Consider the following 13,554-nt stretch of genomic DNA (forward strand, 5'->3'; position numbering starts at 1 on the left):
ACATGGGTAGTCTCACAAAAGTCGACACTAATGTCGACTTAATCGATCGGGACTTTTTGCTCGGCAAATCGTTTCCCCCGCAACAGGTGAGCGGCCTCAACAGCCGAAGATCTGGAGAAGTGATGTACTTTCCACCGACAGCACTATCCGCCGACGAGCTCGAGCTTCGCTCGGAGGTCCGCGGCTTCCTTGCCGAGAACTCCGAGCGATCGGACGACCGCTGGACCGATTTCGGCCACCGTGCCGACATCGGGTTCAGCCGCTTGCTCGCCGAACGCGGGTGGGTCGGCATGGCCATTCCGAGGCAGTACGGCGGCCACGGCCGCACCGCGGTGGAACGCTTCGTCGTCGTGACCGAACTGCTCGCCGCCGGGGCACCTGTGTCCGCACACTGGGTCGCGGACCGGCAATCCGCACCGAGCATCGTCAAGTTCGGCAGCGAGGAGCAGAAACAGCGCCTCCTCCCCCGGATCGCACACGCGGATTGCACGTTCTGCATAGGTATGAGTGAGCCGGATTCGGGTTCCGACCTCGCTTCGATCCGCTCCTCGGCGCGCAAGGTTGCCGGCGGCTGGCAGCTGAACGGCACCAAGGTGTGGACCTCGGGTGCCCACACCGCCGATTACGCGATCGTCCTCTGCCGGACGGCCCCGATGACCGACAACCGTCACACAGGGCTCAGTCAGCTCCTTGTCGACCTGAAAAGTACCGGGGTCCAGATCAACCCGATCATCAGCCTGGACGGGAGCCATCACTTCAACGAGGTCGTCTTCGATGATGTGTTCGTCGCCGACCAGGACCTACTCGGCGAACCCGGTGACGGCTGGCGACAGGTGAACTCGGAACTGGCGTACGAGCGTTCGGGGCCGGACAGGTGGCTGTCCACCTACGGTCTCTTCCGGGCCCTGCTTCGCGAAAGACTGGTCGACGAGTCCGACGCCACGAGCAACGCGATCGGTCGTATCACCGCTCGATACCGCACCGTGTACAACCTGTCGCTGTCAGTCGCGCGAGAGATCGACCGCGGTGGAGCGCCTGCCGCAGAGGCCGCGCTGGTGAAGGATCTCGGCACGGTGTTCGAGAAGCAGGTGGCCGAGACAATCCGCGACCTGACCGCCGGGCAACCGGGCGACACCTCGGGCACCACTCGCGACCTTCTCCCGACAACGATCCTCACGCTGCCCGCGCTGACCATTCGAGGCGGGACCACGGAAATCCTCCGCAGCGTCGCAGCAAAGGAGCTCACCCGATGACCACAGTGACCGTCGACCCGATCCTCGCCGACACCGCGCTGCAGATGTTCGCCGAGTACTGCACGCCGGAGCGGCTCGAGCAGGCCGAGAAGTCGGGCTGGTCGTCCGACCTGTGGTCGGTTCTCGAGGCGAGCGGACTCACGCGCGTCGGTATCTCGGAATCCGCGGGAGGGAGCGGAGGCACGCCGGCCGAGGCAGCCGAAATGGTGCGTCTGGCCGCATACTCGTCTGCACCGGTTCCGCTCGCCGAAACCGTGCTCCTCGCCGGGCCGCTGCTCGAAGCCGCGGGCCTCACGCTGCCGGACAGCGCACTGTCCGTCGCCCTCGCGCCCGGGAGTTTCGACGCTCGAGAGACCTGTGACGAATGGACGCTGACAGGGAGTCAGGCCAACGTGCCCTGGGCGCGTGTCAGCGGCCACATCGTGGTGCTGGCAACCAGCCCTCGAGGACCCGTCGTCGCCGTGGTGCCCACCGAGCGCGCACAGATCGTGAACGGGTCGAACCTGGCCGGCGAGCCCCGCGATACCGTCACCTTCAGGGACGTCGAAATCGCGTCCGAGGCGGGCGCGGTGTGCGAAGACCTCGATGCAGACTGGTGGATCGCACGGGCCGCGGCGATGCGATCCATCCAGATGGCGGGCGCTTTGGAGCGCGCCTTCGAACTGAGCGTGCAGCACGCCAAGGATCGCGTGCAGTTCGGCCGGCCGATCGCGTCGTTCCAGGCCGTCGGCCAGCTGATCGCAGTCTCCGGCGAAGCAGTCGCTCAGGCTCGGATGGCCGCGGAGACCGCTCTCGCCTCAGGTCTCGCCGAGGACGCCGTGATCGCGAAGATCATCGCCGGCGAGGCGGCATCCGTGGGCGCCGCGAATGCGCATCAGATCCACGGAGCCATGGGCACGACACGCGAGTGCTCGTTGCACTGGTTCACACGCCGCCTGTGGTCGTGGCGCGACGAGTTCGGCACCGAGACGTATTGGGCCCGGCTGATCGGCCGGGACCTCTCCCATCGTGATCCCGCTTCCGTCTGGGAGTTGATCACGTCGAATACCGAAAGGCACATGGAATGACGAGCATCATGGACGGCAAGGTCGTCGCGATCACCGGAGCAGGACGCGGAATCGGGCGTGAGTACGCCCTCGAATTCGCTCGGCACGGCGCAAAGGTCGTCGTCAACGATCTGGGTGGATCCCGCGACGGTGCGGGCGGCGACACGGGCCCCGCCGCCGAGGTGGCGGCAGAGATCGCCGCACTCGGTGGCGAAGCCCTCGTCAACACGGACGACATCGCGACCGAGGACGGCGCACGCAACTTCGTGGACACGGCGGTGACCGGATTCGGCCGACTCGACGTACTCGTCAACAATGCGGGGATTCTGCGGGACCGCACGGTCGTCAACATGTCGTTCGAGGAATGGGATCAGGTCATCCGCGTTCACCTTCGTGGCACCTTCGGCCCCACCCACGTCGCACTCGGACATTGGCGTGAGCAGAGCAAGTCGGGGATGTCCGTCGATGCTCGCATCATCAACACCGCGTCGTCGTCCGGGCTCTACTGCAACCCCGGGCAGGCGAACTACGGTGCAGCCAAGGCCGGGATCGCGGCATTCACCGTGATCACCGCCCGCGAGGCCGCCCGATACGGAGTCACCGTCAACGCGATCTACCCGACGGCGCTGAGCCGATTGACCGAGGACGTCTTCGCCGGCCTTCAGGTGGAGTCGAATCCGGACTTCGATCCGTTCGACGCGGCGAACATCGCCCCGACGGTTGTGTGGTTGGCGTCTCCTGCGGCTCGCGAGGTCACGGGCAGGGTGTTCGGCGTCCGTGGCGGCCGGATCACCGTCGCCGAAGGCTGGTCTGCCGGTCCCACCATCGACTCCGGACGGAGGTGGCGAGTCGAGGAACTCGACGACGTCATCCCGGGCCTGGTGGCGAATGCGCGCCCGAACGCCGGCATCGACGGGCAGCCCGAGAAGCAGGCGGTGTCGCCAGCATGAGTCTCGATTTGGGTGCCGTCGGCCGGCAGGTCGGTCCGGCCGTCGTCGAATGGTCCTCGACCGATGCCATCCTCTACGCCCTCGGTGTCGGAGCGGGACAACTGGATCCCGCAGCCGAACGTGAACTGACCACCGAGAACAGTAACGGCGTCACACAGCAGATTCTGCCCACCTTCGCGATCGTCCTCTCGCAACGGGCGGGCCTGGCCGTCGACATCGGGCAGGTCGACCGCGCGAAGGTTGTGCACGGCGAACAGAAGCTGACCCTTCATCAGCCCCTGTCCGTCGAGGGATCGGCGAGCCTGACCGCACGCGTCAGCGGGATCTTCGACAAGGGATCCGGTGCGCTGATCCGGACCACGATCGACGCCGTCGACCCCGCCTCCGGCGCTCCGCTCTTCACCAGTGAGGGCGCGAGCTTCCTCCGAGGCGCAGGCGGCTTCGGTGGACCGAAGGAAGCACCGGCGGACTGGCCGGAACCGCACCGTGAACCCGATGTCAGCGTCGCGGTCCCGACCCGGACGGACCAGGCCCTGCTCTACCGCCTCTCCGGCGACCGCAACCCCCTGCACTCCGACCCGGTGCTCGCCACCCGTGCCGGGTTCGACAGGCCGATTCTCCACGGGCTCTGCACATTCGGCATCACCGCGCGCGCAGCACTGCAGGCCCTGCAGGTCGACCCGGGAGCGTTGGCGTCGATCAGCGGTCGCTTCACCAAGCCGGTCCTCCCCGGGGAGACCTTCACGGTCTCCCTGTGGAAGGACGGCGATCGGACCATCTACCGCACGGCCGACGGCGACGGCGACGCCGTCCTCGACCGCGGCGTGCTCACGACGAGGTGAAAGGCGAGTGACCATGGACAGTCCAGAAATCTTCCGAGAACAGGCGCGCGCCTGGCTCGACGAACATGCGCCGCGCCACGAGGTCTCGGACATCGCGGAGGCGAAGGCATTCCAGGCCGCACGGTTCGATGCCGGATTCGGTGCCATCACCTGGCCCGAGCGATACGGCGGGCTCGGCAAGACGGTCGCCCACGAGCAGGCGTACGCGGAAGAGGCGTCCCGGTACCGCATTCCGAACGAGCCCTTCGGCGTCGGTATGGGAATGTGCGGTCCCATCATCCTCCAGCTCGGAACGGACGCGCAACGCGACCGCCACCTCCGGAAACTCCTTCGCGGGGACGAGATCTGGTGCCAATTGTTCTCGGAACCCGGGGCCGGGTCGGATGTCGCCGGGCTGCAGACACGGGCAGTCCACGACGACGAGGGCTGGCTGATCTCCGGGCAGAAGGTGTGGACGTCGCGCGCGCAGTTCGCGGACTTCGGAATCCTGCTGGCGCGAACGGATCCCACCGTGCCCAAGCACCAGGGAATCACTATGTTCATCGTCGACATGCATGCCGACGGTGTCGACGTGCGGCCGCTCAAGGACATGTCCGGCGGAGCGTATTTCAACGAGGTCTACTTCGACTCTGTCCGCGTGCGCGACGATGTCGTGGTGGGCCAGGTGAACGACGGCTGGAATGCCGCTGTCGCGATGCTGCGGTTCGAGCGGATCGCGATCGGCACGTCACTGAAGGCGAAGGCCAATCCCCTGTCCGGAGAGAAGCTCGCCGAACTGGCCCGCACCTGCGGGAAGATCGGCGATCCACGCCTTCGTTCCGAACTCGCCTCCCACGTGATCGAGGAGCGTGCGACCCGCGCCTTCGGCGCCCTCCTGCAGGACATGAAGAAGAGCGGTGTCGACCCGGGTGCCCTCGGCTCGGTGGCGAAGCTCGCCGGTGGCGAACTCGCCCGTCGCGCATCGGATCTGGCGGTCCGGATCGGCGGGCTGCAGAGCGCGGGATGGTTGGACGGGGACCGAGAGAGTGCAGAGCTGTCCCGGGCGATCGACGCCACGCCCTCCTCGTCGATCGCAGGCGGCACCAACGAAATTCAGCGAAACATCATCGGCGAACGGGTCCTCGGACTGCCCAAGGACCCGTCTGCGGACCGGGGTGTGCCGTTCCGCGACCTGAAGGTCGGGACCCGGCGTGACTGAGACAACCACTCGAATCCAGAAGAGGAGGCAGTCGTGACCCTGTTGTTGTCAGATGAACAGGAAGTGCTGCGCGCATCGCTGCGGAAGGCGATCGACGCCGAATGCCCGACGGAGTCCGTTCAGGTGTTCGTCGACAGTTCCGGGACGACGAGCCCGGGTCGGTCCCACGACGGTCTGGCCGACGTGCTCGCCTCCCAGATGGGCGTGACCGGGATCGGAATACCCGGCAGCTACGGAGGGGCGGATTCGAGTCTGTCGGATCTCGCCGTCGTCATGGAGGAACTCGGTCGGAGCCTCGCGGTCGCGCCCTTCCTCTCCAGCACCGTGCTGGGCGCCCAGGCGCTCCTCGCCCTGGACGACGAATCGGCGCGCGCGGAGCTGTTGCCGGCGATCGCGCAGGGGACCATCACCGTGGCGGTCGCCCTTCGTGACGACACCTCCCCCTCGGCCGGTGTCCGGTCGACGTCGAATGGTCTGAGTGGATCGGTGTCCATGGTGCTCGACGGCGCGTGGTCCGATCTGATCATCGTCGAGGCGATCGACGACGCAGGCACTCCGGTCTTCCACCTGGTCGACGCGGACGCAACCGGGCTGGTACGCACCTCCCTGACCACCGCAGATCCGACCCGCGCCTTCGCCCGGCTGGATTTCGACGCCGTACCGTCCCGAGAACTGGCCGCATCGGATTCGCGGCGCTCCCGCGAGCGCATCGTCGACCACTTCGCCTACGCGGTGGCCGCGGAGCAGCTCGGCGGTATCGAGCGGTGTGTGGAGATCACTGCCGACTACGCGACGCTGCGCTACCAGTTCGGTCGCCCCATCGGGTCGTACCAGGGCGTCAAGCACCGACTGGCGGACATGTACGTGGTGAGCCGGCTCGCCACGGCGCTGGTCCGCGACGCCGGACGCCTCGCCCACGACCCGGCGGAGTTCTCCCTCGCCGCGCGGTCGGCGTTCGCGTACACGAGCAGGCACTACCTTCCGGTCGCCCGGGACATGATCCAATTGCACGGAGGAATCGCGTACACGTGGGAGCACGTGGCTCACCTCTACTACAAGCGGGCTCGGGTGAGCAGCCAGTTCCTCGGTGGCCACGAGGGGCAGACCGACGTCGTCGCGGACCTCCTCGGCTACCACGATCCGGCAGGAGAAGTGCAATGAACGCAGCGTCGTCTCCGGCCCCGACGGCCGGTCATCGCGTCGAAGGCGGCGTCTCCTTCTGGGAGATCGCGCGTTCGGATCCCACGCGGGTGGCGGTCATCGACCCATCCGGTCAGGAGACCAGCTACGGCGATCTGCTGGTTCGGGCCGACGCGATTGCCGCCGAACTGCTGGAACTGGGTCTCGTGCGCGGTGACACGGTCGCAGTGCTCATGCAGAACACGCCCGGATTCTTCGCGGTCCAATTGGCGACCTCGCAGATCGGGCTCTACCTGACTCCGCTCAACTTCCATCTCGGCGCCGACGAGGTCGCGTACATCCTCACCAACAGCGATTCCCTGGCGCTGTTCGTCGGCGAGGACGAGGGGCTGGCACAGATCGGCGCCGGCGCCGCGGACTCGGCGGGAATCGACGCACGCCTTCGCTTCACGACCGGGTCTCATCCGGGATTCCGTTCCATCGGTGCACTTCTGGCTCGCCACCCGGACCCGCAGGACAGGTGGCAGGGACTGACCATGCTCTACACGTCCGGCACCACGGGGCGTCCCAAGGGCGTCAAGAAGGCCCTGCCGCACGTAAGACCGGAAGAAGCCCTCGCGTCCTCGTTCTCGGCGCAGCACCGAACCCACGGTTTGATGCTCGGCCCGGGAGTGCACGCCGTCGTGGCACCGCTGTATCACGCGGCACCGAACGGGTTCGCGCTCGCGGCGCTCCACATGGGGCGGACGGTGGTGCTGTTCGACAAGTGGACACCGGAAGGATTCCTCCGCTCCGTTCAGACCTACCACGTCACCGATACGCACATGGTGCCCACCATGTTTCACCGGCTTCTCGCACTTCCGGAATCCGTTCGTGCGCAGTACGACCTGTCGAGCCTGCGAGCCGTCGTCCACGCCGCCGCACCGTGCCCGGTGCACGAGAAGTACGCCATGATCGAGTGGTTGGGCCCGATCCTGTTCGAGTACTACTCGGCCACCGAAGGTGGCGGCACCGCGGTGTCGGCGCAGGACTGGCTGGAGCACCCCGGAACCGTCGGTCGAGTATGGCCCGGTGCCGCACTGAAGGTGCTCGGCCCGGATGGAAACGAACTGCCTCCCCGGGAGATCGGCACCATCTACCTGCGGAACGCGACCCCCTTCGAGTACCACAAGGATCCGGCCAAGACGGCCGCTTCTCGTCAGGGCGATTTCTTCACCACGGGCGATGTGGGATATCTCGACGAGGACGGCTGGCTGTTCATCTCGGATCGGCGCTCCGATCTGATCATCTCCGGCGGCGTCAACATCTATCCCGCCGAGATCGAACAGGTGCTGCTGGAGCACCCCGCGGTCCAGGACGCGGCCGTGATCGGACTACCCGACCCGGAATGGGGTGCGGCGGCACATGCCGTCGTGGAGCTGAAGGAAGCCCTCGCCCCCTCCGAGGAGCTTGCCGAGAAACTGCTCGAGCACTGCCGCGGCCGACTCGCGAAGTACAAGTGCCCACGCACGATCGAGTTTCGCGGACTGCCGCGCACCGAGACGGGGAAGCTCAGCCGACTTCGGCTTCGGGACGCGATCGTCGACGAGCGCGCCCACTGACGACACCGTCTGTGGCACAGGCATATCAGCGCGACGTACGGTGTCGCGATTCGAAGGAGAAGAATTATGCGTGATGCAGTCATCGTCGATGCTGTGCGCACCCCGATAGGACGCCGGAACGGCGCACTGTCCGACATCCATCCCGCGAAGCTCTCTGCGCATGTCCTCACCGCGCTGGCCGAGCGCAGCGCCTTGGATCCCGCCGACGTGGACGATGTGATCTGGGGCTGTGTGAGCCAGGTCGGCGAGCAATCGAGCAATATCGCGCGGATCGCCGCCCTGACCGCCGAGTGGCCCGAAACCGTTCCCGGGACAACGGTTACCCGCGCGTGCGGGTCGAGCCAGCAGGCGGTGAGCTTCGCCGCTGCCGCCGTCATGTCGGGCCAGCACGACGTGGTCGTTGCAGGTGGTGTGGAGTCGATGTCCCGAATCCCGATGGGATCGGCGACGACGATCCTCGGGGATTCGTATCCGCGTGAAGTCACCGACCGCTACAACGTGGAGAAGTTCAGCCAGGGCATCGGCGCGGAGATGATGGCGGAACGTTGGGGCCTGTCGCGGGCCGAGCTCGACGAGTTCGCGCTCCGATCGCATTCGCGGGCCGCCGAAGCGACCGATGCCGGGGCGTTCACCCGGCAGATCACTCCCGTCGACGGGTACCACCAGGACGAGGGAATCCGGCGAAACGGATCGCTCGAATCACTCGCCGAACTCGCGCCGGTGTTCAAGGAGGACGGCGTGATCCACGCCGGCAACTCCTCACAGATCTCCGACGGTGCAGGCGCCCTGCTCGTCACGACGAGCGAGTACGCGGCAGCACGCGGCTGGACTCCGATCGTGCGGATCCACACGTCCTCCGTCGTCGGTGACGATCCCCGGATCATGCTCACCGCACCGATCGCGGCCACGAAGAAGGCTCTCGATCGCGCCGGGCTCACCATCGCGAATGTGGGCGCGTTCGAGATCAACGAGGCGTTCGCACCGGTTCCCGTCGCTTGGCAGAGGGAGACAGGCGCGGACCCTGACGCGCTCAATCCGCTCGGCGGCGCCATCGCGGTGGGGCACCCGCTCGGCGGGTCGGGAGCGATCCTGATGACCCGACTGATCCACCACATGAAGGACCGATCGATCCGCTTCGGCCTGCAGTCGATGTGCGAAGCGGGCGGCATGGCGAACGCGACGATCCTGGAGCTGCTCTGACCGGCGGCGGCCAGAGTCTGCGATCGGGCCGATTCAATCGCTGACTGTGACGGGACCCGACGCTCCTGACACGGCATATACACTTGACGACAATGTCGACTTCGCGACGTTCCGCACGGCGACCGAGTGGGAGGGATTGCGCATGGCCAAATCCGATGTTCGTACGACTGCACCGTCCGCAACGGCGCGAGCAGCTGCCGACCAAGCCGCAGGCGACGAACCCCGCACCCGAGGCGGCTGGACGCCGTCCGGGACCGCGGCCAAGCGCCGAGAGACCTCCAAACATCGGGGAACCCCCCGCGGCCACCGACGCCGCCAGGAGATTCTCGAGGCAGCGCGTACTGTCTTCGAACGCGATGGCTATCTCGAAGTGAATGTCGACGACATCGTGCGGGAAGCCGGTATTGCACGCGGCAGCTTCTACACCTATTTCACGTCGAAAATCGATGCGTTCCAAGCACTCGAGAACGAGATGCGTGACAAGATCTACGAGGCAGTCACATTTCGCACCCCCGAATCCGGTGAGGCGCCGGTCGAGGACCTGAGGGAAGCGAATCGGCGATATATCGAGTTGTACCGCGCCAACGCCGCCTTCTATGCATTGGTCGAGCAGGTGGCGGGAGTAGACGAGGAGACCAACAAAAGCCGCCGCGAAGGACGCGAGAACCAGATCGACCGCATCGCGCACCGGATCCGGGTTTGGCAAGACCTCGGATACGCCGACTCAGGTATTGAGCCCGAACCGACTGCGGCGGCACTCGTGTCGATGACGAGCAACCAGTGCTACTGGTGGTTCACGGGAAGCGACAACGGCCCCGAACAGGAGGCCATCGACGCTCTCAACGACATCTGGGTGCGAGCACTCGGCCTGCAGAACAAACCACGGGCGAGCTGATTCGTAGGTCTGAACCAACCCTCCTTCGCACCTGACCCGTCCGCGACAGTGTGATAATCCCAGGTCGCAGTCAGGCGGCGTTGGCGAGGCCGCAGTCTTCCGATGGGTACCACAATGCATCTGCCAGTGTCTCGCGCCGTTAGACGGTACGGGGGTGATACGAATCCCTCGTCCGCTACCTCGCCACCATCGACCCAGAGATCGTTTCGCTGGCCGCACTGGATCGGCGCCGACACATCGAACCAGGAGGCATCTCCCTCTGACGGATGTTGATCTTCTGCGCCGATCTGCCTCGCCCGCAACGCGTCCTGCCTCGATATCTACGACTTCGCCGCACGCCGCCGTCCCGGCGATGAACCATTCCGACCGTGATCGCCGAGATCTGGGCCACGATCAGCCGGTCGATGCTACGCCAACGCGCCGATCGAATAATTCTGGGGCAGAATGTAAACGGAGCAACTCGACTCCACGGAACTCGGGGCACATCACCCTCACGTCGCGAGGCTCAGTACACGTTCGATTCTACCGGCGACGTGAAGCAATGCATCGTCATTGAAGGGTAGCGACTCGAGCGATACACCTACGGGCAGCCCCGCTGACGACCGTCCACACGGCAGAGTGATGGACGGCATTCCAGCGGTCGAGCCCGGTCGAGTGTTCCGTGAAGCTGTAGGAAATACTGGGACCTGCCTGCCGCACAGCTCAGTCGTATCGTCGTCGCCTACCGGTGGCGGCAGTAACGGCGACGTGGGATAGATGAGGGCGTCCAGCTCCCTGCCGTCATGGGTCATCGCATGACGATATGCGTGGCGCAGTCGTTCACGAACTGCCAACAAATCTTGATACCGCGACGGAGTGCATGCGCCGCCGGTAGCGATTTGCAGCAGGCTCTTGACATCCGGCGAAGCGACGTTGTTGATGAGTTCCTCCATCCCCAAAGAGTTCTCGACGCCAGGCAGTTCCTCGAGGTACCTCGGTAAATCGCGTGCCATCTCGAACAGAACGATAGGGAACCCGCACTCCTCATCGAGCTCGTGCGCGACCGAAAAGTCGAGCTCCACCAGTTCGACGCCAGCATCAGCAAGCTGATCCAAGGCAGTGCCGACAGTCGTCGCCACTTCCGGATCGAGGTCATCGAAGAACCCGGAATCCGGGACACCGAGACGCAGATGATTCACCAGCGGCGCTTGGAATCGTTCTCGGGTCACAATGCGATCGACCTCCAGAATGTCAGCGACCGAGGTAGCCATAGCACCGACGGTGTCACGCGTGCGCGACACCGGAACCATGCCGTCACTGCCCCATCGACCGACAGTCGGTCGCCAACCCACAACGCCGCAGTAGGAGGCAGGCAAGCGAACCGACGCGCCGGTATCCGTTCCCAGTGCGAACGGCACACAACCAGTCGCTACCGCCACCGCCGAACCCCCAGAAGACCCTCCAGCCGAGCGAGACGGATCGTATGGGTTTCGCACCGGTCCGAAGGCTGCATTGTTCGACGTGACACCAAATGCGAGCTCGTGCAGATTGGTCTTGCCCAGTAACGCAGCACCTTCCTGCCGCAAGCGTTGAACGGCGACGTGGTCGCGACCCGGACGTGAATTACGAAGCGCCGGGGTGCCAGCGGACGTCGGAAGATCCGCCGTGTCGATGTTGTCTTTCACCGCGAACGGAACTCCGGCCAGTCGGCCGCGCCCCCCGATCGGCTCCCGCTCCGCCAATGAGATGAAGGTGCCGAGCTCCGCTGTCGTGCGCGCGCGCGACAGGGACTCGTCGAACACGGAGCGGGCGTCCGAAGCGTTGATCATCGATCTTGTGCTTCCGATACCGACGGGCTGGTAGTTCGCCATTCCACTGGATCCAATCTGTCGACTTCCATGTGCGCCGATAGCGCCGTCGCGTACCAAGCAGTGCGTCAATAAACCTGGCGTCACACCGGTCGCTCACTCAGCCGCCCCGTCGTAGGACGTCGGTCGCTGAGCCACCGATGTCACCCCAAGAGAGGTGTAGCCCCGAGCCGGGCGAGCTGATTGACAAAGATAGAGCAATCCCGCACCAAGATCAGTACTGAATAGCTTTCCTTGATGTAGGGATACCTTCATCGCGCTCTCCTCCGTTATCCTTCTTCGTTCAACTCCGGCTCGATGCCTGGAGGGCCGAATGTCGACGTAGTTCGATCGATGAGCTGCATCATCGATACAACGAGACCGGCTTCGTTCATGCCATCGGTGACACCGTTACTGAGGTCGAAAGCACGCATGTACCGCGCTCATCCTTCGTCGGTGGGTGAAACTCCATCACACACGGCTCGCTCAGCGCCGTCCGTGCGCCCTGCGATCACTACGGCGCGAGCGCTGAGGCCCGCGACGAGGTCCTCGCGGAACCCTCATCCGCTGACCATCGGAGGAACGATGACCGAACTGTCCATCCACGAGAAGGAAGCGAGTCGATGAGTCGGTTCGAAAACAAGGTGGCATTGGTGACCGGCGCGGCGAGCCGCATCGGCCGTGCGGTCGCGGAACGCATCGCTTCCGAAGGGGGTGCCGTGGTCGTCGCCGACATCGAGGACGACCTCGGCGCCACTGTCGCGCAGTCGATCGTGGCCGGCGGCGGTCGGTCCGTGTATCGGCATCTGGATGTCTCGTCGGAAGCGGAATGGGAGGAGACGATCGCGGAGACGGTCGACACCTCCGGTGCACTGGGAATCCTGGTGAACAATGCGGGTATCGCCCATCCGGACCTGATCGAGGGCACCGCTACGGAGCTCTACGACCGGGTCATCGCGGTGTCGCAGACCAGAGTCTTTCTCGGTCAGCGTGCGGCAAGCTCCGCTCTGAAGGTGTCCGGCTACGGTTCGGTCGTCAACGTCAGTTCGATGTTCGGCATCGTCGGAGGCTTCGGATCCGCCCCGGCGTATGCCGCCGCGAAAGGCGCCGTGCGGACGTTGTCAAAGAACACCGCCGTCGCCTTGGCGCGGGAGGGCGTCCGGGTGAACTCGGTGCATCCCGGCTTCATCGACACGCCCACCCTCGGGGATCAGGGACGCGAGCGAATGGCAACGCTGACACCGATGGGCAGGCTCGGCACCTCGGACGAAGTGGCCGGCCTCATCGCGTTCCTGGCGAGCGACGAAGCGTCGTTCATCACTGTGGGGAGTACATCGTGGACGGCGGATACACCGCGCAGTAAACCCGTTGAGCCACAGGCAATTTTCTGTCTCGACGAGTTCGGACCGCTCGATCTGCAACCCTATCAAGGAGGCCGCCGCCGCCAAACCCAAGTCTGTACACCCGGTGAGGATGGAAGCCGACGACACCGCGTGATGCCCTGGCCGGCACGACACACACGATGAGCGACAATCATCCACCAACCGCACTCGATCGGGGCAAAATACGTCGCCGTAAAACGATTTCGCACACCCTGGTCGAG

Annotated in this window: 12 protein-coding genes; 10 read left to right on the top strand and 2 right to left on the bottom strand. The window is 65.3% G+C overall.

Annotated elements, in window-relative coordinates; genetic code table 11:
- The first annotated feature begins 122 nt into the window (after positions 1-122).
- From Q7514_RS16505 to Q7514_RS16545, 9 genes are all read left to right on the top strand, one after another.
- On the top strand, positions 123-1,253 hold the full coding sequence (locus Q7514_RS16505; protein WP_408016119.1) for an acyl-CoA dehydrogenase family protein: 1,131 nt from the start codon (positions 123-125) through the stop codon (positions 1,251-1,253).
- Entirely contained in the window at positions 1,250-2,320 is a 1,071-nt protein-coding gene (locus Q7514_RS16510) for an acyl-CoA dehydrogenase family protein (RefSeq protein ID WP_330134366.1), read from the top strand. The genes Q7514_RS16505 and Q7514_RS16510 overlap by 4 nt, the downstream gene beginning before the upstream one ends.
- Positions 2,317-3,249, top strand: a complete 933-nt coding sequence (locus Q7514_RS16515; protein ID WP_330134367.1) for an SDR family oxidoreductase — start codon at positions 2,317-2,319, stop codon at positions 3,247-3,249. The genes Q7514_RS16510 and Q7514_RS16515 overlap by 4 nt, the downstream gene beginning before the upstream one ends.
- The gene (locus tag Q7514_RS16520) at positions 3,246-4,091 is read left to right on the top strand and encodes a MaoC/PaaZ C-terminal domain-containing protein (RefSeq protein ID WP_330134368.1); all 846 of its coding nucleotides are present in this window, start codon (positions 3,246-3,248) and stop codon (positions 4,089-4,091) included. Before Q7514_RS16515 ends, Q7514_RS16520 begins: the two co-directional genes overlap by 4 nt.
- 13 nt (positions 4,092-4,104) lie before the next feature.
- On the top strand, positions 4,105-5,289 hold the full coding sequence (locus Q7514_RS16525; RefSeq protein WP_330134369.1) for an acyl-CoA dehydrogenase family protein: 1,185 nt from the start codon (positions 4,105-4,107) through the stop codon (positions 5,287-5,289).
- A 33-nt stretch (positions 5,290-5,322) separates the two neighbouring features.
- Complete coding sequence (locus Q7514_RS16530) at positions 5,323-6,450, top strand: acyl-CoA dehydrogenase family protein (RefSeq protein ID WP_330134370.1); 1,128 nt, start codon at positions 5,323-5,325, stop codon at positions 6,448-6,450.
- On the top strand, positions 6,447-8,030 hold the full coding sequence (locus tag Q7514_RS16535) for an AMP-binding protein (protein ID WP_330134371.1): 1,584 nt from the start codon (positions 6,447-6,449) through the stop codon (positions 8,028-8,030). Before Q7514_RS16530 ends, Q7514_RS16535 begins: the two co-directional genes overlap by 4 nt.
- Positions 8,031-8,096: 66 nt before the next feature.
- Positions 8,097-9,230: a thiolase family protein gene (locus tag Q7514_RS16540; protein ID WP_330134372.1), complete on the top strand. Its 1,134-nt coding sequence runs from the start codon at positions 8,097-8,099 to the stop codon at positions 9,228-9,230.
- A 142-nt stretch (positions 9,231-9,372) separates the two neighbouring features.
- Entirely contained in the window at positions 9,373-10,125 is a 753-nt protein-coding gene (locus Q7514_RS16545; RefSeq protein ID WP_330134373.1) for a TetR/AcrR family transcriptional regulator, read from the top strand.
- Between the two features lie 491 nt (positions 10,126-10,616).
- On the opposite strand, the gene Q7514_RS16550 is transcribed toward Q7514_RS16545, so the two are convergent.
- Positions 10,617-11,975, bottom strand: a complete 1,359-nt coding sequence (locus Q7514_RS16550; protein WP_330134375.1) for an amidase family protein — start codon at positions 11,973-11,975, stop codon at positions 10,617-10,619.
- Between the two features lie 266 nt (positions 11,976-12,241).
- Entirely contained in the window at positions 12,242-12,385 is a 144-nt protein-coding gene (locus Q7514_RS16555) for a hypothetical protein (RefSeq protein ID WP_330134376.1), read from the bottom strand.
- Positions 12,386-12,574: 189 nt separating this feature from the next.
- Here Q7514_RS16555 and Q7514_RS16560 point away from each other — a divergent pair, with 189 nt between their 5' ends.
- Positions 12,575-13,477 carry an SDR family NAD(P)-dependent oxidoreductase gene (locus Q7514_RS16560; protein ID WP_330134377.1) on the top strand — a complete coding sequence of 301 codons (903 nt, stop codon included), beginning with the start codon at positions 12,575-12,577 and terminating at the stop codon, positions 13,475-13,477.
- The last annotated feature ends 77 nt before the right edge of the window (positions 13,478-13,554 follow it).

It is taken from the genome of Rhodococcus artemisiae (genome assembly GCF_036327795.1).
Classification (GTDB): domain Bacteria; phylum Actinomycetota; class Actinomycetes; order Mycobacteriales; family Mycobacteriaceae; genus Rhodococcus; species Rhodococcus artemisiae.